Raw genomic sequence first — 22,467 nt, 5'->3', positions numbered from 1 at the left:
CCTTAATTCTATGCCATTTTTAAATACTAAACCTCCTTGCCATAGAGTTCACATGCTAAACAGAAAAGCCTCGAAGATGAAGCCTTATAAAGACGAACACATTGACGAACATAGATTTACGGTAGCAACGTTATACACAAAACTCCAGTGCGCCCAGTTTTTCACCAATGCTTTGCTTTTCGGTTGCTGTTCTTGCCAGAGAAATGGCAGTTTTAAAACATTCCTTTGCTTTGTTATTATCCATGCCCGAATACAACTCACCCAACAATGTAAAGTAAAAATGATTATTTGTCAATTGTAGTTGCTCCGCCTCTTTTAATGCCGTTACTTTTCCTTTTACTTTATACAAGGCGTATAATCTGTTTAATGCCACAACGGGCGAATAATTTATTTGTAATAACAGATCATAATGCTGTAAAATATGTTGCCACTTTTCTTCTGTTTCTTCTTTCACACAATGCAAAAAAGCAATACCCGCTTCGAGGTGATACGAACTGATATCACTTCCGCTGGCGGCTGCCTGTAAGAAATATTTGCCTTGCGCTATCAATTCCTTATTCCATAATGCTTCATCCTGTTGCTCGTATAAAATAAAATGACCGGCATCGTTCTGTCTTGCATCAAACCGCGACGTATGAAAACACATCAGTGCAATTAATGCATTTGTTTTGGGTAAGTTGGTCTTGTCGTATTCGGCCAACAATAAGCCTAATTGCAATGCCTCCAGGCAAAGCTCTTTTCTTAATATCTGGTTTTGAGTAGCGGAATAATAACCCTCATTAAACAGCAGATAAATGATGTGGAGAACGGTATCAAGGCGTTTATTCATCTCTTTTTCTGAAGGCATTTCCAGCCGCATCTTTTCCGTTCTCAATTTTTTTTTAGCCCGGAATAATCTTTTGTTAACCGCTTCTTTATTGGTTAAAAAAGCTTCTGCAATTTCATCAATGCCAAAGCCGCACAAAATGCGAAGTGCCAAAGCTATCTGGGCTTCACTTGCAATAGCGGGATCGCAAACCGCAAACATCATTTGCAGGCGACTGTCGCGGATATTTTCAGTGGAGAAATCTATGTTCTCTTCATACGATTGATCCTGCTCACTTTTTATAGCAGGCATTATTTTTTCATCCAGAATTTTCTTTCTTCTGAAATGATATAATATTTTTTGCCTGGCTACTGCATACAACCAGGCAATAGGCTGTGCAGGCGTTCCTTTTTCCTTCCAGTTTTCTGTTGCGGTTAAAAATGTCTCGCTTACAATATCCTCTGCTAGTTCAATATGTTGCAAGCCAAAGCTTTTACTGATAACCGCTACCATTTTTGCAAATTCCTGCCTGAATATGTCGGATATAAGTACTTGCTCGTTCATGATTGCAAATTAAAAGCCTGCAAGGATTATTGCAGGTTTTTAAATAGTTTATGAAAAAACAGGCCTTATTTCTACACTGCCACCTTCATCAATTGCAGGGCAACCATGTGCCAACGTTGTTGCTTCTTCCAGGTTTTCAGCCTTTACTACAATGAAGCTTCCCAATTTTTCTTTTATCTCTACAAAGGGTCCGTCTGTTACCACACCACCAGGCTTCAGTACTTTTCCTTCCATAGCAAGGCGAATACCATTATTACTAAATTTTCCCTGAGCCACTAACCCTCCTACCCAATCCTGCCATTTCTTACCCAGTTCTTTCATTTTTTCAGGATCAGCGTTACGGTAATCATAGTTTGGCTGCCTGAATAACAATACAAATTCTTTCATGCCTTGTTTTATTTAATGTTAAAAATATAAATTGAAATTTCGATAGTAATTAATTCAACAATGCCGCATGCTGTCCCGGCACATAATCACCTGCCGGTGTGCGGAAGGCCACATTAATGCGGTTATAACTGTTGATGCCAATTACTGCCATGGTTAAATCAATCAGTTCTTCTTCCGAAAATGCCTGCAATGCCTTTTCATATACATCGTCCGGCACTTCATTATTTTCCAGTTTTGTAACGGCTTCTGCCCAGGCAAGTGCTGCACGTTCACGCTGGCTGTACAAAGTTGTTTCCCGCCATGCACAGATCATATACAATCGCTGTTCGCTTTCGCCTTTTGCACGCAGATCTTTGGAGTGCATATCCAGGCAATACGCACACCCGTTTATCTGTGATATCCGGAAGCTCATCAGTTCGAGCAGCGATGGATCCACACTTGATCTTGATAAATAAGCACCTAAACTAAAGAGTGGTTTCATTGCCCTAAAGCCTTTTTCATAAAAATTCATTCTTTGTTTCATAACTGTATATTGTTTGATTACAACTGAATAATGCTTGAGATTTCTGAAATTGGACATCTGTGGAGATTTTTTGAAATTTTTTTATAATAAAGAAACAGGCAAAAGATACTTTGGCAAATTGTAGTGATGCCATGCTGACTTCCTTTTACCATTAAACCGGGCATATAACTCCTGTTATGCTCCCGGTGAATTATTACATATTACTACCATTTACATCAAAGAACAAATCAACAGTACCAGGCGGCGTAGTATGACGAAGAACTGATAATAAAAAAGTAAGCAATAGCGTAAATACCTGCTTTATAAGTTAAAAGTTTTGTAGGTGACAATTGTTATACGGCTAAATAAATAACTACTTATGCTTTATGCAATATGCATTTACTGCAAATAAATTATACGCCTTACCGGATTGATGAGCATAAAAGTCACTAAAGGGTATATATCTTTACTACAAGCGGCAGCTTACGATAGTAATTTCGTTTATATTTCAGGCAGGCAATAAGTCCCAAAACCAAAACCCCATATTGCTGGTTTGTGGTTGCTTGCTAAAACATTGGTCCCGGTTATCTTTCGGTGCTATGTACTCCCTAAAAACTTTCTCACCTGTTGTAAATTCAACCGGTTGCTGAAAAATAGGACCATCATATACAAACGTGTGAAACTCACCATTCTCGCCGCACGGATCTACATGCGCTGGAATATCTTTCAGGAAGTCCCGGTCAATTACTCTTCCGGCAAAGCTTTCATCCAATATTTCGGCATTGGTACAAACTACAATGGTTTTAAAGCCAAGATCTATAAACGTATGTATGAGTTCGGTGGTATTTCTTTTCCATAGCGGAAAAATAGCTTTGAAGCCTATGGAGGCTAACTGGTTTTCTCTGTATTGTTTTAAATCTTCTAAAAATATATCACCAAAAACAGCGCTGTTAAAACCTTCTTCTTTTAGAGCAGTTAACTTTTGTACCACTGCCTGCTCATAGTCCTTCATAGAAGGCTGCTCAGGCAGTTCGATGGTATCAAGCGGCAAGCCAATGGCTTTTGCCTGCGCTTCCAGTAAACTTCTGCGCACACCATGCATGGAGATACGGTTGTGCACTGCATTTACATTGGTTAATAATTTTTGTACATGGATGTTGTTTTGCAAGGCATAATATAACGCTAATGCAGAGTCTTTGCCGCCACTCCAATTGAAATAAGCTTTATGCATATTGTACATTAACGATAAGTAAATCGATCGGTATAAATGTGTTGAAATAATGCCTTTTTATAAGACGGCAACTGCTTCAGGCATTTCATCAAAAGCATTTCTGTATTTATGTTGCACCTGTGCCGGCACTGTAAATACCGTGGGATGAAACAGGGCGGCCAGTAGTTCTATACCGCTTACCAATGTACCGGCACTTGGCTGCGTAAACAAATCGAAATCCAATACATACACCCGCTTATTTTGTACCGCCTGCAACTGTTGCCACCCTTCTTTTTTCATTAAGAGGTGTAACTCAGCTATTGCGCGCTTCGTACTAAAGCCACACGGAGCAATGATAATGATTATCGGATCGTACCGCATTATCTTTTCCCAGGGTATAACTACAGAATAACCGGCAGGATTACTCAACATATCTATACCACCGGCTTGTGCAATTTGATAGGGTATCCAATGCCCGCAATTGTACACCGGATCTATCCATTCCAGGAAGCTTACTCTTTTTAAAGGTATTCTATTTTTATATAGCTGCTTAAGTATGGCATCTGTTCTTCTGGTAAGACCGGCTAAGTAAGTGCAAGCTGCTTTTTCTTCACCAATAGCAGCGGCAATGGTAACAGCCGTTTGATATACATCATCTAAACTTTTGGGTGTAAGCGAAATCAGCAATGGCTTTTTATGTAAACGTGCTATAGCAGCCGATGTGCAGGCGCTATCAATCTGGCATACATCGCAAACATCCTGTGTAAAAATAATATCGGGTTCTATTTGCTGCAGCAATGTTTCGTCTACATAATACAAGCTCTTGCCCTGTGCCTTGGAGGCAGAGAATATTGCATCAATTTCTGCACTGGAGTAGTCTTTACCTTCCAGCATGCACCGAACTATTTTGGGCTTTTGCAGTAAAGCTTCGGAGGGACACTCGAACGTAACACCGTATAAATACTCCTGCAATCCCATATCGTAGATCATGCGGGTAGCTGCAGGCAGGAAAGAGCATATTTTCATAGGTCCATTTATCTACGTGCAAATGTCAACATTTAGAGTTGAAGTATTTTATCCGGAAGCGGGTTTTAGTTTTTCAGTGATGTTTTCTTTTACAAATAACAGACACTCACCAGGAGGCAGTGCATATTCCATAACGATCATATAGGCAGTGCTAACACAGTTATACGTAGCGCTGCTTTTCTTTAATAACTTATACTACACCGCATCTGATGGGGTAACATATAATATTGGTAAATAGTGTACAGGCTTATGCCTATCCAACAAATATCTCCTGTAAGATCTCTCTTGATAATGGCTTTTCAATATAGCCTTTAATAAGCGGATGATCTTCTGCCCTTTGTTTGTCTTTCGGATCTATGGAGGAAGAAAGCATGTAAACAGATATATAATCTTTGACAGGTAAAGGCAATGCTTGTAGTTTTTCCAGTACCTGCCATCCGTTTAATTCGGGCATATTAATATCCAGCAAAATGGCTGTAGAAACTGGGCGCGTTGTATATGCAGTATTGATATATTGAAGTGCCTCCAACGGAGAAGTAAAGTCTACTATTTCGGCATCAGGGAACATTTTTTTTATAAATGTTTTGCTGATCTTATTGCTATACATTTCATCATCTATAAGTATAAATCGTGGAGGTATCTGCATAAGTAAATATTACGGTGCAATCTACTATTCTCAAGGGTAATTCGCTTCCACTTCGTTTGGCAGGTAAATGACAAATTGAGTGCCGCTATTTACCTTACTCTTAATATCTATTTTACCACCCAATGCTTCTATCTGCATCTTAGTCATACAAAGCCCCACGCCTTTGCCGGCGCTTACCTGCGGATGAAAACGTTTATACAATCCAAAGACAAACTCTTTATTTTTCTCTAAGTCTATACCTATCCCATTATCTCTGAAGATCAGCTTTATTTTATTTCCCTTTTTATAGCTCTTAATTTTTATGATGGTTTTCTTTCGGTTGTGATTTTTATATTTAATACTGTTGGAAATAAGATTATAAAAAATACTGTATAAATATATTTTGAAAGTAAACATTTCATCTGCTTCGGAGAAGTCGGTATCAAATACAACTATGTGATCATCTATTATATTCCGCACGCCTATTTTTACATCCTCTACAATTTGGCTAAATTTTACCCATTCCTTTACTTCGCTGATATCCTTTTTTAACTGCAATAGCTTACCCAGGTCACGTATCGTTTCATCCAGTTTGTTTGCAGATGCCGAAAGCAGTTGAAGGTACTCTTCTTTATCTTCGCATGTGTTATCTTCCTCCTGAATCAGGCTGGTATAACCCAATATATTCGCTAAAGGTCCGCGCAAGTTGTGCGAAACAATATAAGCAAACTGCTCATGCTCTTTATTACGCTGTATCAATTCCTTTATTATCCGGTCTCTGTCCATGCGGTCCAGCCTACTGGCTGTAATATTCTCTGCCGATACAATAACACCTATAGTGTTTTCTTCCGGCGTATGCACCGCATTCATACGCACCCTGTACCAGTTAATGCTGCCATCTAATAACGGATATGCTGTTTCTATATTGATAGATTCCCCGTTAAGCGCCCTATGCAGCATTGCCAGGTATTCTTTTTTGTTGTAATCCCTTAGCAGTGTAGTAACGTTTTTACCCTCTTCCAGCTCAACGCCGAGGGAGTCTGTAGCCCAATCATTAGCACGGGCATTGCAACAAACAACATTGAGCGATTGATCGAGTAGTGCAAAACCAATATGCGTATTGTCGAAAATAGACCGAAGATTAGCCTCCGATTTACGAAGTGCCTGCTCGGCTTTTTTACGCCTGTCTATTTCGTGAAAGCATACGATTATACGCTCGCGGTTATCAATAATAGCTTTTGAAATACTCGCCTGCACCCAAAAAACATGACCTTCTTTATGAATGTATTGCCGGTCAGACACTACAGAACAACCTTGTATTGCCTTTTTCATATTCTCGGCAGCACTTGCCTTTGTAACAGAACAATCCAGCGACGAAAGCGTGTCGTAAGGGTGTTTATTAATAAATTCTTCCTTACTAAAGCCTGTTATTTGAGTAGCCATCGCGTTCACATCCAGAATTATCCCGGTATCTGCATCTAATATTAAAATACCAACACTGGCTTTATCAAACAACTCATAATAGTTTGCTTCTGCTCTTTTTAATTGTTCGATATACGTTATGTCCTGTTGTATTAATGGATTCATTGGAATTTGACATTGGAATGCAGCTACAAATTAAAGCTAAAAACGCCTTTTTGATATGTATTTTATACTTATATTAAGTGGTATAAGGAAATATTAAGGTTAACTTTTGAAGCTCTGTGAAAGATACAGCTTAAAATAAGTATTATATATAAATAAAAAATATATAAGTAAATAAAAATGCAGTTTTCCTTCTATCAAGGATCCTGTATCAACCGCTGTTTCGCATTAATAACAGGTATGATTTTTCGAGATAAGAGACAACTGCCGTATTACCAGTATTCTTTTATTTTTCGTCTCACGAAAGCCACACTTCTTTCCAACTGTTCCATGCCTTCTACCCCATCTTCAATGCTTATCCAGCCGTTAAAACCTGCGCGTTTTAACTCAGAAAAGATTACATTATAATCATTCAGTCCTTTACCAATTTCACCGTGACTTAAACGTTTGGCATAGCCTGCACTACCGCCTTCTTCGCGCCGCAAATCCGCTATGGTGCCTTCTTTTAAATAGCGGTCGCTGGCATGCATGGTAACAACACGATTGGATACACTTTTTAACAGATCCATCGGGTCTTCACCTGCGAGATAGGTATTGCTGGGATCGTAGTTCACGCCAAAATAAGGGTGATGAATACTATCTACCAGCCTGGAAAAAACAGCCATTTTTTGGGCAAATTCCGGGTACTCCCAAAAGTCATCTTTATAATGGTTTTCGAGTATTAAAGTAATACCTCTTTCAGCAGCATACGGCAAACACTCATTGATGCAATCGGCAGCGAGTTGTACGCCTTCTTCCACAGACAACTCTGGCCTTCTCTGCCCCGATAACACACGACAATAACTACCCCCCAGGGTGTATGTCATATCAATCCAGCGTTTCTCTTTGACTATCTCTTTTTCTCTAAACGTTTTATCGGGATGGGTAAAATCGGGAGAGCAACACATCATGGGAATACACTTGCCGGTGTCCTCCACCATACGGCGGAATATTTCCCAATTGTTTTCATCCTGCATTTCTATAAATCCGGCATACCATTCCAATCCATCAATATCGAGTTTGGAAGCAAGTTGTATCCAGTCGGCTACTTTCATAGAACCATCTTTACAGAGTGCGTTCATGAAAGCTTTGGGAAAGGCGGCAAGGTGAGGCATAGAACTTTATTTTATTTTGCTCAGATTCGTGCAGGCACGAACCTTTAATTGAATATTGTATTGCTCCTGATAAAATGGATGCTGTTTTAAAGTTAGTTTATCATTGTTATTGCAAGCGCAGGCGAGGCAATTTGTGAGTTATAGCACAATCAACATAAGCTATACTGTTGAATAGCGGTAAATTTTACTATTGTTCTCACTAAGCCAACTATATGATTAATAGCTAAGCACAAATTGCTTCGCTCGCCCTTGCAATGATGGATTACTTCTTCACAATCGCACTCGCATCTTTTGGCGGGTTGCGCCCGATAAACGGATGTTGCTCCAGATCTACTACCTGCCCGCTGATAGGTCCGCTTTCATCTGCCAGCCAATACACGGCAGCAGCAGCTATTTCGTGCGGCCATAAGATTCTGCCGGCAGGGGCATATACGGGTGCAATGTCTTCGTACCAATTATCGGGCAAGCCATGTTCGCGTTTTCTTATTGTTTCTGTTTCGGTTAATACCCAGCCAGGATTAATTTGATTAACACGTACCCCGTTTTCTCTGTGCAAGGTATCGCCAAGGTTGCGCGTCATGGTCATTAAAGCGCCTTTGGTCATGCTGTAGGCAAGCAGGTTAGGCTCGCCGCTATATGCATTTACGGAGCCAATGTTTAATACGCAACCTTTATTTTTTGTAAGCTCGGGCAAAGCGGCTTTGATTAATGCAAAAGGTGCAATGGCATTTACTTCCAGCAGCTTTCGCAAAAAAGAAAGACCGGTAGTGTGAATGTTGGAGGAAGCAACAATGGCAGCATTATTCACTACCGCATCCAGCTTGCCGAAAGTGTTAATGGCTAATTGCACTAAACGTTCGGGTGTGCCTTCATTACTAAGGTCTTCAATGTGTAATACAGCTTTATCTTTTCCTAATTGTTCTACCACTTCCTTTCCCCAATCATTTTCCAGTCCATGTACCACTATTTTAGCTCCTTCGGCGGCACAACGGATGGCAATAGCTTTGCCAATGCCGGTGGTACTGCCGGTAACAATAATCACTTTGTTTTGCAATCGCATGTATTAAACAGGTTTAAGTACACTTTTTACAATTTCGCCTTTATGCATTTTATGAAATGCTTCTTCCCATTGCGTAACCGGCCAAATGCCACCGATGATGGGTTGTACGTTTAGTTTGCCGGTTGCCAGCAGGTCAATTACTTTTTCCCATATCGGCCAGGTGTGGCTGAAGCTACCCTGCAGGGTTACATTTTTCTGAACTAACGGATCGAGCGAAAAGCCACAAGGTTGTGGTCCCCAGCCCACTTTGGTAATGTGCCCGTTTGGTCTTACTAATTCCATAGCTATCTTCAGCGTATTGCTGGAGCCGGCTGCATCTACTACAGTATGTGCGCCTAAGCCATCTTTTCGTCTTGCCCATCCGGTAGCATCGCCGGTAATGGTTTCGCAACCGTATTGCCGGGCAATTTGTAAACGCGCATCATCGCAAGGCAAGCCCATTACTGCTACATCGGCACCGCACAATCTGGCTACTGCTGCGCAGAGAATTCCAATCGTTCCCGGACCAATTACAATTACCTGATCGCCGGGTGCAATGTGCGAGTTACCAATAATAGCATTATAGGCAACACAACAAGGTTCGGTGAGGCAAGCCTGCTCAAAAGGCAATGCATCAGGTATGTGATGGAGGCACCGGGCGGGCACTTTTACATAACGCGTCATGGCACCATTTACACCATAGCCAAAGCCCTTTCTGGTAGGGTCTAAATTATATAAACCAGCTTTGGTCATGGGGTTGTTGGCATCAATGATAGCGGCGGTTTCGCTTACCACTCTGTCGCCTGCTTTCCAGGCACTTACACGGTTGCCTACTTCGGTAATTATACCGCCAAATTCATGACCTAATACAACTGGATAATTTACCGGCCAGCTATGGTCGGCAGTCCATTGGTGGAGGTCGCTGCCGCATACGCCTACATTGACAACTTCGAGTAATACGTCTTCTTCGCCAATGATGGGCGCATCTATTTCTCGTATTTCTACACTACCTTTTTGGGGTGCGTAGTTGATGACTGCGGGTGATTTCATATATGAGACTAACTTAATTTTTATTTAGTGAAACACCATAAGTATTGGAGGTGATTTTATAACTATAGTTCATATTTACTTTTTCTCCTGAAAGAAAAAAGTAACAAAAAGCTATGAATGTATTGATGTTTTTTCAATGGTATTCATGAAATCACTTCGCTTAGTTATTTCGTGAACTACTATTTTCTTTTGCCTCAATGAGCTACTTCGCTAGTTCAAGGACGGCATGATCGCTCCGCGCATCCATCCGTGCAGCGCGCCATTTAATCTAAGATGGATTTTAATTTTTAGATGTATGGTTTGGCTGACAAAAATCCTCTGTATATTTTTTTCAGGATACCAACCTGTTTTGAATACATGATATTCACCGTTCACAATTAATTATTCACAATTTACTACTCACCTCTCACCATACCCATGTATCCTATCACAAATCATTTTCAATGACGCTTCTACATTTCCATCGGCGGTTTTAAAGGCGTCGGCATCAATGGTTACGGGAGCACCAAGCACTACTAACGGAGCACCGTATAGAGGACATTTAACCACTTGCTCCAGCGTTAAACCACCTACTGCCTGTACAGGTATCTGTACTGCTGCTGCTACTTCTTTCAATTGATCCAGAGGACTTGGCATGCGCAAGCCCTTTGCGGCAATGCCGCGCCGTTCATCATAACCAATGTGATGTACTATATAATCGCAACCTAAATCTTCCAGCATTTTTGCTGCGTCTATTTTATCCTCACAAGCCAGATTATCGCCCATCACTTTGCCACTAAAATCTTTACCTGCCTGCACTACGCATTTGATGGTTTCTTCATGCGCGCGTGCCATTACTACTACATGCGTAGCGCCGGCTTTAAACATCATCTCTGCTTCGAGGTAGCCACCATCCATGGTTTTTAGGTCGGCAACAATGGGAACGTGAGGAAAAGCTTCTCTTAGCTTTCTTACACCATTCAATCCTTCCGCGAGAATAAGTGGCGTACCGGCTTCCAGCCAATCAACACCTGCACGCATAGCCATGGCTGCTGTTTTGAGCGCTTCATCTATATCAATAATATCAAGAGAAATCTGGATAATGGGCTTCATGGATAGCTGTAATCGTTGATGAACAATGAGAGGTGAAAGTAGTAAAAATTTTAATTGTGTAAAGATGATTGTAACCAACAACATCAGTATAAAAATAATTGCAATAAAAAAGGCAGGTCTTGTAAACCTGCCTTTTTTATTGTGTGATGTACTGCGCAAACAGTACTAAAAACAATGCATATATCAATACTAAAACTACTTAAAAAACACATAATTCACCTGTAATTGAAGCGATGAGTTGTAAACACCAATAACAGAATTTTGAGAGAGTGAGGTTTTGGGGTAATACGCAAGCGCAACATCTAAATTCTTTATTGTAAACCCGGATCTAAGAGCTGTATTAAGCCAGAAATTCTTGATGGTAACGACGTACTTATCATTAATACTACTGGTTGTATCTCCCAAGCCTTCGCGTATAAATTTTTCTTCATTTTCAGGATAAGATGAAAAATTAACACCAACACCTGCACCCACAAACCATTTTAAATTATGTCCGTTATACAGGTTATAATTCAGTTGTTCATGCAATGCTATATTGCGCTGATTAAATGTCAGGTAATAATTTTCTTTCGCTTCGTAATATTTTACAGAAGTATAGGCATTAGTTTTATACGCTGAAGCAGTTAACTGGCTTCTGAGAAATAATCTGCCAATCGAAGGATTAACCAATATATCTGCACCGGCATCTACTATAGTTCCATAAGTTGCGCCTGCTGTTTTACCTGCATAATGATTGTTGCCGCCGATACTTATCTCGCCGCTGTTTACCCCAACACCCGCAAAAAAACGGAAGCGGGATGGTATATTTTTTTCTTTCTGCTTAACAACAGCTTGCGGGCTGATCCCATTAATTTTGTAGCAGATATTCATGATATTATTTTGAGAATAATCCTGATTATAGATAAACGTTTGTAAATCTGCTGCATCCGGCATGTAATTGCGTGCAATACTTAACAAAACAGAGCGGTATTCTTTTTCATTGATCACCTGCCCGTTAACTATATACTCACTGTTTTGCAATTCAACGGGTATGGTTTCGTTTGCCGGAAGTATGTACAATCTTTTCTTTACATCATCTGAGTAAGAAAACAGGGTTACTTTATTGCCTGTTTGCAATACTTTCAAAAAAACGGTATCCATACGGCTTGACGTATCTTTTTCGCCGATATTGCCCATTAATATTCTATCCATACTCATCTTTACATAATACCGTTGGTACATTTCGCTGCCGTCAACAGCAAAGCAGGTAATATCCTTCAGTTTGTACCGTCGCATATCTCCTGCATTAGCAACGCCAAACAATATACTGCCGGGATTTTTGTACCATTCACGATAATCAATAAAGCCTTTTAAAGTATCGCCGCTGTTCAGTACAACAAAGCCTTCCTTCATGTTTTTTTGTGCATAGGAGGTAATAAAAACCAGGCAACAAAGCGCAAGCACTATTGTTTTTTTCATATCTGTTTAAGTCGCAATTAATTGTATTATAAAATGAGGAAAGTTTATTAATAGTCATTCCTTCTGCCAAAGGTGAAAGCATGCGCAATGCGCAAACCAATTGTGTTGGTAGCATAAGATCCAAAACTATGCTCGTAGCGCAGCGCTACATTGAATTGAATTCTGCCACCGGGCTCAAACAGATAGCCGAGGTTAATACCGGCCACTGGTCCGGCAACCTTTTCGTGTGCAACATCATAGCCATCCTGTACCGGGTTTCCATTAGCATCATATTCTTCTATGGAAGAAGATCCAAACATATAGCCCGCATTCGGTTCTACATACAGTCCGGTGCCACTGCCGTTAAGTGTATAGCGATAGCCTGCCAATACTGGTATTAATCCTAAGTCTTCGTCATATTCGTTAATGTAATATTGCAAGCCGCCTTCGAGCGTTACGTAATTGGCATCGGAAACCGGCACACTAAAGTTTAAGAATGCACCAAAACCTGTTTCTTTAAAGCCTTTGAGTGATACGTGATTCACTTCTATTTGCGCATTGGAAAACAGATAACCGGATAATAGCAAACACAGCAGGAAGATTTGTTTTTTAAGGAACATAAAAAGCACCTTTGTTTCGATTGATATTGAATTGTAATGATGTGCAAAATAAGCAGATAAAATAGTTACTTGTTTGCTGCTGCATCTAATATAATGTGATTTTAAGCTATATATCTTTACTATATAGAGGCTATGATTGAATTAACTGAATAATGAATTTATTTTGACAGATGCTCCTTATAAGAGCAATTATATTAATGAAAACAGTTGGCGGGTTATCGTTACATTTTACTTCAAAGTGCGCAGCACTAATACACTGTATAGCTACCTACCATTTGTACCGTTGGCTTGCACAATTGTAGTGCTTACATTTATTCAATGTGCTTTGTAGTATTACTTAATCGTGAGGAACGTGGATTGAGGCTCAAAAAGGCGAATGTGCCGGGCGATAAACAGCAACAAAAGCAGTTATAAATCCTATATGGCGTCTTTATGTGAAGAATGGATTTCATCTATTTTTCCTGCACCATTTATTCATGCAAAAAAGGAAAGACAGCAAAATTTCACCCCACACAAGCAAACTTCTGCAGGTGAAATAATTACACACTTTTATTTTGGTAGCAGGTATCCTTTATTGAAAAGCCTTTGCAACAGTTTGTGTATCTGTATAATCTCTGAATCGTACCAGCATTCCTTCTTCGTCAAACTCAGATAACATCACCCAATCACTCTTCATTTCTTTACCTGTTTCGTTTGCAATAGCGGTAAGGTGACCAATAGACACTACCGTGTGATCGTCAATGTTTACAATTTTTTCCGGCTCAAATTCTGTAAAGGTTACTGCTCTGGCAACCTCCGGAAAAAAGGAAGCTGTATCCTGCTTTCCCCTGTAAGTGCGGGCATAAGGTATTGGTGCAGCACCAGATATCGTCCATATAACTCTGGGATGCATGAAAGAGAGCAACTTGTCAACCTCTCCCTTTTTAAAGGCATCGAACATTTGTGCTACAGTAGCAGCGTTGTCTAAAATAGTTTGCATAGCGAAAGTTTTGTGTCTGTAGAGGTACAGACTGGTGAATGAAAATAACAGTTAAAGATGCTGCCGGTACGTACAAGCTATTTTACAGCCATAAGGAGCAAATCCGGAGCAGGAGTATGAATTATAGCAGCACCTATTCTACAAGGAAAGGTACTACAAATTATTAATTTTCTTTTATTGAAAGAAGTACTATTTACCAGATAAAATGCTGCAGTTGCTCAGCATTTTATTTCCCATTTGTTTTATAGCCTTTATCAACCTTTATACCTAATTTCATTATCCCTTTTACACACCAAACATTTGCTTTATGAAAACAGAACATACACAATTCGCAGGCTCCATTCCGGCAAATTATGATAAGTACATGGGTCCATTATTTTTTGAACCGTATGCTATAGATTTAGTACAACGCATAGATACCAATAAAGCTAAAAAGGTGTTGGAAATAGCTTGCGGAACAGGCAGGGTTACACGCCATTTAATACAACATTTATTGCCCGATGCCACCTTGATTGCAACAGATTTGAATGCCGGAATGGTAGCCGTTGCAAAACAAAATATACAGCATCAAAACCTGCAATTTGCAGAAGCAGATGCACAACAATTACCCTTTGACAATGATAGCTTTGATACCGTTGTTTGCCAGTTTGGCTTTATGTTTATTCCTGATAAGCAAAAAGCATTTGATGAAGTCTATCGCGTGTTGAAAAGTGGCGGCAAATTGTTGTTTAGTACCTGGGATAAATTAGAAAACAATGAGCTTACCCTTATCATCAGAAACATAACAGCAAAGTATGTGGATGAAGCGGCTGCCGATTTTTACAATGTGCCGTTTTCTTTTTACGATCAGCAAACAATAGAATCTTTATTAAAAAAAGCAGGTTTTAGTGATATACATATTGAAGCTGTAAGTAAAGAAGGTATTTATGGAACGCCTTATGATGCTGCAAAAGGCTTGATTTTAGGCACTCCCGCATTTAAAATAATAGCAAACAAAGATCCAAATGCACCCGAAAAACTGGTGGAAATAGCAGGCAAGGAACTGACGGAGATGTTTGGTGAGGAAACCTTTAAAACAACCTTGAGCGCAGTAGTTTACGAAGCTGTAAAATAAAACCATTGTATTTACCGGGAATTAAAAAGATAGTGAATAAAGCAATAACTAATGCTGTGAATTGTTATTGCTTTATGTAAAGTGCGTACACAAGCATAACTAAGTACGTAAGCTGTTTTATAGTTTATAACAGTAATAAAAAAGCTTATTCTGCTTTTGAATGTATTAAGCAGAATAAGCTTTTATTGTTTATGCTCTCTAACCTACAACAAATAACATTTAATGTTTAGGATAACGCTGGTAAGCAATACCGGAAGGCGTAAGTGAGGCATCGCTATACTGTAATGGTGCGTCTTTTTTGCCGGCATTTTCATCCGGGCTATACCATATAATATAAGGGAAATCTTCATCGGTACACTTTTGAATAAGCGCTGTTAAAGTATTAGGATCTTTATCAAACTGTCCCAGTTCATTGCTGATAATGGGCTTGCCGGTTCTTTTCTTCAGATAAGCAATTACTTCTGTTAAAGCCTGCATATCTGCCGAGCCAGCCTTCCAGTGGAAGTTTACATAATCCAGTTCCATTTGTGCATACGCCTGTAATAATGTATCAACATATCTGCCTCTGTTTTGAGTATTAGGGTTTTTTGGAGTTACATGTACAAGCTTCTTAAACTGTTCTGCAGAATCGTATTTACCCTGATTCATAAAATCCTGATAAACCAGATAGTTAAGGCCTGCATCTGTAATACCACCATTTGTTACCTTAATGCCGTTGGCGTGCATTACATCAATAGCTACACTTAACTGATTGATATACTCCTGCGCTGTGCCGGAGTGATACATTCTATTAGACTCTTCATTTTCAATGGCAGCCACCACTGGCAATGCTGAAAAATTGGAGATTATTTGTTGCAAATCTGTTTGATATTGTGCAAGGTTTGATACAAAAGGCAAAGGAGTTCCCTCGTAATCACTATTAAAGTTGAGTAGCACTTTATAACCGGAGTTTAAAATAGCTACTTCACCCGGATCGGATACTATAACACGAGATCTGAGGCAGGAAATACCAAGCTGGTTTGCAACATTAACCTGAAAATCTAAACTGCCTTTTTTACTGGGGGCATTGATTAAAGCACCATACTGTACGCTTCTTGTTTTTGAAAGCTGGGCTTGATCCCGGGGTAAAGAAGAAGATTCTTTGTCTCTGCCCAAATTGTCGGGAAAGCGGCCTTTTAATTCTTCTTTTTGACAACTGCAAAACAACAGGGCAGTAAATGCTACTGCAAGTAGATAGTAGTTTTTCATGATATTGGATGTGATATTGGATTTAAAAACACTGCAAAAATAAAGGCTATAGTTGGCTGTTAGTACATTATAAATCAATTTTATAGAACTTTTCATCCATCTTAAAAATATTTAAGCACATGGCATTTGCAGGATGCAAATATTGTACATCAGGTATGCTTCAACTTTACTGTCTTTTGCTATGATATAGAGCTACTAAGGTGATAAAATACATGCTTCAGGCTGTAACATGCCCTAATAGTAGGATTAAAAATAAATTGGTATTTAAGTAAAAATACTATACTGCTTTTTCATTAGTTCTTAATCAAAGGTTGTAAGGGCTAAATCTCAGTAAAGTTTGCAGCATAAGTATAAGAAATGTGCATTCAATATTTTGTAGTACGGCATTGTAGCCATTGAGAGGGGAGCGAAGCCCGCCATGACACAGCTTTTAAACACATGTAGCCTGCAGCATCGCTGCATCGTGTATAAGTTTACAATGTTAATAGCTTTAAATTCTTAATGACCATCCTTCACATCCTATTCCTACTCTACTATCACTTCATCTACAAACAAGTAAGCATTGTTGCCGGCTGGCGTTTTGCCATAGGGTTGTGCAATAATTTTGAGATAACGCGTTGTTATATCAGAAAGCTCAACCGGCAAAGTAACTGCTCCGGTAACTGCAGGATAAGGAATGGTTGCTGTAGCCAGATCTTTAAATACTACGCCATCACCGGAGCTTTGCAGTGTAACCGACTTAGGAATGAGTATTCCGAATGGAACATTATGATAAAAGCGCAGGGTTACTTTATTTATTCGTTCCGGCTTTGTAAAATCGAGTGTGCCAATAAATGGTTTATCATTCCAGCCCAGCCATTTATCGCCATTATAACGGATTTCATCTTTAAAGCGGTAGTCGTTCATTCTTGTATTATCTGCAAGGCTTCCATTGTGCCAGCTATCCGTATCTCCCAAGATGTTGTAATCAGGTGCAATTTCCAGTGCCCCCTTTACGCCTACCGCTTTATGCAGTATATATTTTTTTACCTGTAGGTCAATAATTTGCCCGTTTTTGATAACAGCAGCCTGCAATGTGCTTGTTTTAGTAATATTAATAGGTTGTGTATAAATGGATGAATGCATTGTGGGCGTACTGCCATCAAGTGTGTAATAAATAGTATCTCCGATTATGGAACTTTTGATGGTCATATAATGATCACCCTTTTTATTTTCCATATTGCTCAATTGGAGATCGTGCATATGTCTGGAGTAATTAACACTGTGTAAATCCAACCGCTTATTGTATTCCTGCAATCGCCTTACAAAGTCATTATAATCTTTCAATTGAGGTTGCGTCCATGCCACTTCAGCTAAAGCTATGGAACGTGGAAACAACATATAATCGGCCTTGGATGCAGTAGGCACATATTCGGTCCATAAGTTACCTTGTGCACCTGTAATATTATGGGCTAAATTAGTGTCCACTTCTTTTGACAAGGGATTATATCCATACACGTCTACCAACCTTGTTAAGCCGGGATAGCCACTTGGTTCACCGGGATCACTCGCCTGGTAATGATCAAAGTAGCAATAAGGCAAAGGCGTCATTACTACCGGACGTCCTTCGGACGCAGCCTTCATTCCGTTCTCCTCTCCTGTCCAACTCATTACCGCTGCATTAGGAGCCACGCCACCCTGCATAATCTCGTCCCAGCCAATAATTTTTCTGCCCTTACTGTTTACAAATTTTTCAATCCGTTCAATAAAATAACTCTGCAATTCATTCACATTGGTGATGCCTTCTTCTTTCATCCGCTGGCGGCAATAAGTGCATTTCTTCCAGTTTTCTTTTTCTGCTTCATCGCCGCCTATGTGTATATATTCAGATGGAAAAATATCCATCACTTCTGATAATATGGTATCTAAAAAAGTAAATACTTCATCGCGCGTACAAAACTCGCCTTGTATTTGTTCGGGATATGGAAAAGGATGCCCATTACTATCCACACAGGAGAGAAATGGATAGGAAGCAATAGCCGCCATCGCATGTGCAGGCATTTCTATCTCGGGGATAACAGTGATAAAACGTTCGGCAGCATATGCTACTACGTCTTTCATTTGTGCAACAGTATAATAGCCACCGTAGCGTGTATCGTGCGGCAAACTGTTGTAATTGTAGGTGATATTATTACCAATCGGACTACCTTTTCTGTAAGCACCTATTGTTGTTAATTTCGGGTATCTTTTACTTTCAAAACGCCAGCCATCATTGTCTGTTAAATGCCAGTGAAAACGGTTAAGCTTTAGCATTGCCATTAAATCTATCAGCCGCTTTACAGAATCTACTGCCATGTAATTGCGTGCCACATCCAGCATAAGGCCGCGGTAAGCAAATCGCGGCGTATCTTCAACAGTAACACAAGGCACTTTCCATAGTATATTCCTAACTACTACAGGTGATTCAATTTGTGATGGTAATGATTGCAGGAGTGTTTGTACTGCATACCACACACCTGCAGGCTTTCCGGCTGTTATGCGTATTTCATCGGGTTGTATGGCAAGAGAATATCCTTCTTCACTTTTAATACTTGTATCAATACTAACTACTACCCTGTTCTTGTTGCAATTAGTTGCTGACAACAGGTCCAATCCTGCAGCCTTTTTCATTTTCATTACCAAAGGATGAAGCGCATCTTTTAATGCCGCATTTTTATTATCCCAGACCAAGTGTGTGCACGGAGAAAAACTAAAGCTATCCTTTCCCCATGTTATATTGTTGGGTAATGGAATAATGCTCGTGACTGTTTGAGCATAACATACACAATAAAAAAGAAAGAAAAGTAATGTACCTGAAAACTGTTTAACTTTCATCGCTGTCATACAAACCGGCTGTTAAGCGAAGAAAGTTATTAATAATTCATTATGGATATGAAATATTGCCTGCCTTTTTTGTTTTCTGTTTTCTTTTTACCTATTATTCATGCACAATCAACCGCGTTTTACATTGCTCCGCAGGGCAATGATGCCGCAGCAGGCACCACGCAAACTACGGCATTACAAACCATACAAAAAGCACAGGAAAAAGTGCGTGCATACAAGGTACAGCATCCGGCAGACAGCATTTTTATCTACTTTTCTTCGGGTGAATATTCTATTAAAGAGCCATTGATTTTTGAACCACAGGATGGCGGTACTACAGCAGCGCCGGTCATCTATACCGCACAGCCCGGCAATAAGGTAATTTGGAATGGCGGCAAAAGAATAACCGGATGGCGCAGATATAAAAACAACATCTGGATGGCGCCGGTAAAAGAAGTGCTTACTAAAGGCTGGTCATTTTCGCAATTGTATGTAAATGGCAATCCGCGCAGAAGAGCAAGGCTTCCTGATACTGGTTTTTATCGCGTAAAAGGTTTTCCGGATGGTGGACTGGAAATAGGTTATCAAACAAAAAGCAGGCGGTTTGGATATGCCGCCGGCGATATTAAACCCAACTGGAAAAATAAAAATGACATAGATATTGTAGTCTATCATTTTTGGACAGACACGCACTTAACGGTGGACTCTATTGATGATAAAAAACATATCGTTAGTTTTAAATATCCAAGCGGAAAAGTGTTTACCGATGATTTCAACAATGAGGGTGCAAGATATGTAGTAGAAAATGTATGGGAAGGTTTGCAGCAGCAGGGTGATTGGTATTTAGATAAGCAACAAGGCATATTGTATTACATTCCTATGCAGAGCGAAGACATGAATACCATTGCAGTATATGCGCCGGTAACACCTGCATTTATTCATATCAATGGCGATGCAGTAAGTAGAAACCGGGTAACCAATCTGCACTTCAACAACATTCAATTTGAATATGCTCATGTGCAATTGCCTCAAGGTAATGTGAATGATGCACAGGGTTCTTCTTCACTGGCTGCCGCTATTACAATGAAAGGTGCAAAAAGTTGTTCATTTACAGATTGTACTATACAAAATATTGGGGGTTTTGCAATTGAGTTGCAGGAAGGTTGCAGTAATAATCTTTTTAGTTATAATCGTCTTGCCAACTTAGCGGGTGGAGGTTTCCGGGTAAATGGTGGTATTCCGCCGGCACATCCGCTGTTGCAAACACACAGTAATATCATCAGCGATAATGATATTGGTCCGTATGGCTTGCAATATCCTTCGGCTGTGGGTGTGCTCCTGATGCAGACGTACAACAATCAGATAATTCACAACCACATTCATGATGGTTTTTATACCGGCATTTCTGTGGGTTGGGAATGGGGTTATCAGCGGAGCATCAGTCGCGATAATGTTGTTGCTTATAATCATATTCATAATATTGGCCAGGGATTGTTATCAGATATGGGTGCTATTTATACCTTAGGTGTTTCGCCGGGAACGGTTATTCGTAATAATCTTATTCACGATGTAGATGCGCATAATTATGGGGGCTGGGGTATTTATAATGATGAAGGTTCTACCGGTATCCTGATAGAAAACAATATTGTGTACAATACCAAGTTTGCCGGCTATAATATTCATTATGCAAAAGAAATAACTGTACGTAATAACATCTTTGCTTTTGGTCGTTTACAACAATTGAACAGAACACGTGTAGATCCACACAAGAGTGTCTATTTTGAAAATAACATTGTGTATTGGAAGGAAGGCGTATTGTTCGATGGCAATTGGCAGGACGAGCCTTACCAGTTTTATTTCAATCCAATGGGCAAAGAAGGCGTACACGAAGTAACCAGCACATTTGATATAGATTACAATGTATATTACAATCCATTACTCCCTTTGGATAGCATACAATTTAATACACTTACCTGGCAGCAATGGCAGCAAAAAGGCAAGGATGTGCACTCTCAATATACCGATCCTTTGTTTATAGATCCACAGCATTACAACTTTACGCTTTCACCAAATTCGCCTGCATTAAAATTGGGTTTTGAACCGATAGATATTTCGATAGTAGGACCGCGAAAGCGGAAATAAATATGTCATTTTTATTGAAGGTAGAATTCTACCCGCAATAAACTGGTGTATAATTTGAGCGGGCTTCAGCACAACTATAACTATGAAGCAGTTAACCTTACTCAGCAGCATTATCGCTTTGTGTTTGCATACTTACGCTCAATCACTGCAGTATGCTTACCCGGTACACTTTCTCCATCTTACTATAGAACAGCAGCCGGTACAAATGGCGTATATGGATGTACCATCACCGAAGCCCAACGGACAAACCGTGTTGCTGCTGCACGGCAAAAACTTTAATGGTTATTATTGGAAAGATGTTATTGCTGCACTTAATAACACTGGCTACCGCGTAGTAGTACCCGACCAGGTGGGCTGGGGACAATCTGATAAGCCTAATCTTCATTACAGCTTTCAAATGCTGGCTGCCAATACCAAAAAGTTGCTGGATTCGTTGGGCATTGCCAAAGTGCATGTAATTGGTCATTCTATGGGTGGCATGCTGGCTACCAGATTTGCATTAATGTATTCCACCACCGTAGATAAATTGATTTATGAAGATCCTATTGGACTGGAAGATTACAAAACGTTTGTTCCTTACCAGCCGCTTGACTTGCAATATGCACATGAATTGAAAGCCACTTTTGAATCAATAAAAAAATATCAGCAGGGTTATTATCCGGAGTGGAAGCCGGAGTATGAGCAATATGTTGCAGCGCAATATGCAGCATTGCAAATTCCTGATTTCAAAACAGCAACCTGGGCAAGTGCCATTACCTACGAGATGATTTATGAACAGCCTGTGGTGTATGAATTTAAAAATATTACACGCCCTACACTCATCATCATTGGCCAGGAAGACAGAACAATTGTTGGCAAAAGTTTATTATCGAAAGAAGTAGCTGCACAAAATGGCAATTATCCTGCCTTGGGCAAATGGCTGCATCAGCAGATAAACCATTCAAAGCTGATAGAACTGGAAGGTGTGGGACATATACCTCATATACAAGTACCTGAACAATTTATGAATGCAGTGCTTGACTTTTTAAAATGAACTTATTCTTATTAA

General features: G+C 39.8%; 19 protein-coding genes. 3 read left to right on the top strand and 16 right to left on the bottom strand.

What is annotated here, in order from left to right; translation table 11 throughout:
* Positions 1-130: 130 nt before the first annotated feature.
* The 14 genes from FC093_RS07925 to FC093_RS07860 all read right to left on the bottom strand — a co-directional run bounded on the left by FC093_RS07925 (position 131) and on the right by FC093_RS07860 (position 14,074).
* On the bottom strand, positions 131-1,369 hold the full coding sequence (locus FC093_RS07925) for an RNA polymerase sigma factor (RefSeq protein WP_137261230.1): 1,239 nt from the start codon (positions 1,367-1,369) through the stop codon (positions 131-133).
* A gap of 48 nt (positions 1,370-1,417) precedes the next feature.
* Positions 1,418-1,756, bottom strand: a complete 339-nt coding sequence (locus tag FC093_RS07920) for a YciI family protein (protein WP_137261229.1) — start codon at positions 1,754-1,756, stop codon at positions 1,418-1,420.
* A 49-nt stretch (positions 1,757-1,805) separates the two neighbouring features.
* Complete coding sequence (locus FC093_RS07915; protein ID WP_137261228.1) at positions 1,806-2,279, bottom strand: carboxymuconolactone decarboxylase family protein; 474 nt, start codon at positions 2,277-2,279, stop codon at positions 1,806-1,808.
* Positions 2,280-2,766: 487 nt separating this feature from the next.
* Positions 2,767-3,489 (bottom strand): Dph6-related ATP pyrophosphatase, encoded by a 723-nt coding sequence (locus FC093_RS07910; RefSeq protein ID WP_137261227.1) that lies wholly within the window; start codon positions 3,487-3,489, stop codon positions 2,767-2,769.
* 57 nt (positions 3,490-3,546) lie between these two features.
* Entirely contained in the window at positions 3,547-4,494 is a 948-nt protein-coding gene (locus FC093_RS07905) for an ABC transporter substrate-binding protein (protein WP_137261226.1), read from the bottom strand.
* Positions 4,495-4,747: 253 nt separating this feature from the next.
* Positions 4,748-5,140, bottom strand: coding sequence for a response regulator (locus FC093_RS07900; RefSeq protein ID WP_137261225.1), 393 nt, complete (start codon positions 5,138-5,140; stop codon positions 4,748-4,750).
* A 30-nt stretch (positions 5,141-5,170) separates the two neighbouring features.
* Positions 5,171-6,706 (bottom strand): PAS domain-containing sensor histidine kinase, encoded by a 1,536-nt coding sequence (locus tag FC093_RS07895; RefSeq protein ID WP_137261224.1) that lies wholly within the window; start codon positions 6,704-6,706, stop codon positions 5,171-5,173.
* A gap of 269 nt (positions 6,707-6,975) precedes the next feature.
* On the bottom strand, positions 6,976-7,857 hold the full coding sequence (locus FC093_RS07890) for a sugar phosphate isomerase/epimerase family protein (RefSeq protein WP_137261223.1): 882 nt from the start codon (positions 7,855-7,857) through the stop codon (positions 6,976-6,978).
* A 262-nt stretch (positions 7,858-8,119) separates the two neighbouring features.
* The gene (locus tag FC093_RS07885) at positions 8,120-8,917 is read right to left on the bottom strand and encodes an SDR family oxidoreductase (RefSeq protein ID WP_137261222.1); all 798 of its coding nucleotides are present in this window, start codon (positions 8,915-8,917) and stop codon (positions 8,120-8,122) included.
* 3 nt (positions 8,918-8,920) lie between these two features.
* Positions 8,921-9,946: a zinc-binding dehydrogenase gene (locus FC093_RS07880; protein ID WP_137261221.1), complete on the bottom strand. Its 1,026-nt coding sequence runs from the start codon at positions 9,944-9,946 to the stop codon at positions 8,921-8,923.
* A gap of 399 nt (positions 9,947-10,345) precedes the next feature.
* Positions 10,346-11,038 carry an orotidine 5'-phosphate decarboxylase / HUMPS family protein gene (locus FC093_RS07875; protein ID WP_137261220.1) on the bottom strand — a complete coding sequence of 231 codons (693 nt, stop codon included), beginning with the start codon at positions 11,036-11,038 and terminating at the stop codon, positions 10,346-10,348.
* Between the two features lie 195 nt (positions 11,039-11,233).
* The gene (locus tag FC093_RS07870; protein WP_137261219.1) at positions 11,234-12,496 is read right to left on the bottom strand and encodes a hypothetical protein; all 1,263 of its coding nucleotides are present in this window, start codon (positions 12,494-12,496) and stop codon (positions 11,234-11,236) included.
* 47 nt (positions 12,497-12,543) lie between these two features.
* Positions 12,544-13,095: an autotransporter domain-containing protein gene (locus tag FC093_RS07865; RefSeq protein ID WP_137261218.1), complete on the bottom strand. Its 552-nt coding sequence runs from the start codon at positions 13,093-13,095 to the stop codon at positions 12,544-12,546.
* A 571-nt stretch (positions 13,096-13,666) separates the two neighbouring features.
* The gene (locus tag FC093_RS07860) at positions 13,667-14,074 is read right to left on the bottom strand and encodes a nuclear transport factor 2 family protein (protein WP_137261217.1); all 408 of its coding nucleotides are present in this window, start codon (positions 14,072-14,074) and stop codon (positions 13,667-13,669) included.
* Between the two features lie 307 nt (positions 14,075-14,381).
* On the opposite strand from FC093_RS07860, the gene FC093_RS07855 reads away from it, so the two are divergent.
* Positions 14,382-15,188: a class I SAM-dependent methyltransferase gene (locus tag FC093_RS07855; protein WP_137261216.1), complete on the top strand. Its 807-nt coding sequence runs from the start codon at positions 14,382-14,384 to the stop codon at positions 15,186-15,188.
* 219 nt (positions 15,189-15,407) lie between these two features.
* Here FC093_RS07855 and FC093_RS07850 read toward each other — a convergent pair whose 3' ends face one another.
* Complete coding sequence (locus tag FC093_RS07850) at positions 15,408-16,436, bottom strand: hypothetical protein (RefSeq protein ID WP_137261215.1); 1,029 nt, start codon at positions 16,434-16,436, stop codon at positions 15,408-15,410.
* 525 nt (positions 16,437-16,961) lie between these two features.
* Positions 16,962-19,298 carry a glycoside hydrolase family 20 protein gene (locus tag FC093_RS07845; RefSeq protein WP_137261214.1) on the bottom strand — a complete coding sequence of 779 codons (2,337 nt, stop codon included), beginning with the start codon at positions 19,296-19,298 and terminating at the stop codon, positions 16,962-16,964.
* 42 nt (positions 19,299-19,340) lie between these two features.
* Here FC093_RS07845 and FC093_RS07840 point away from each other — a divergent pair, with 42 nt between their 5' ends.
* Both FC093_RS07840 and FC093_RS07835 read left to right on the top strand, forming a co-directional pair.
* The gene (locus FC093_RS07840) at positions 19,341-21,419 is read left to right on the top strand and encodes a right-handed parallel beta-helix repeat-containing protein (protein WP_137261213.1); all 2,079 of its coding nucleotides are present in this window, start codon (positions 19,341-19,343) and stop codon (positions 21,417-21,419) included.
* An 82-nt stretch (positions 21,420-21,501) separates the two neighbouring features.
* The gene (locus FC093_RS07835) at positions 21,502-22,452 is read left to right on the top strand and encodes an alpha/beta fold hydrolase (protein ID WP_137261212.1); all 951 of its coding nucleotides are present in this window, start codon (positions 21,502-21,504) and stop codon (positions 22,450-22,452) included.
* Positions 22,453-22,467: the final 15 nt, after the last annotated feature.

The organism is Ilyomonas limi (assembly GCF_005233845.1).
GTDB lineage: Bacteria > Bacteroidota > Bacteroidia > Chitinophagales > Chitinophagaceae > Ilyomonas > Ilyomonas limi.
The sequence above is the reverse complement of the archived record's forward strand: the minus strand, read 5'-3'. Positions and strand labels throughout refer to the sequence as shown.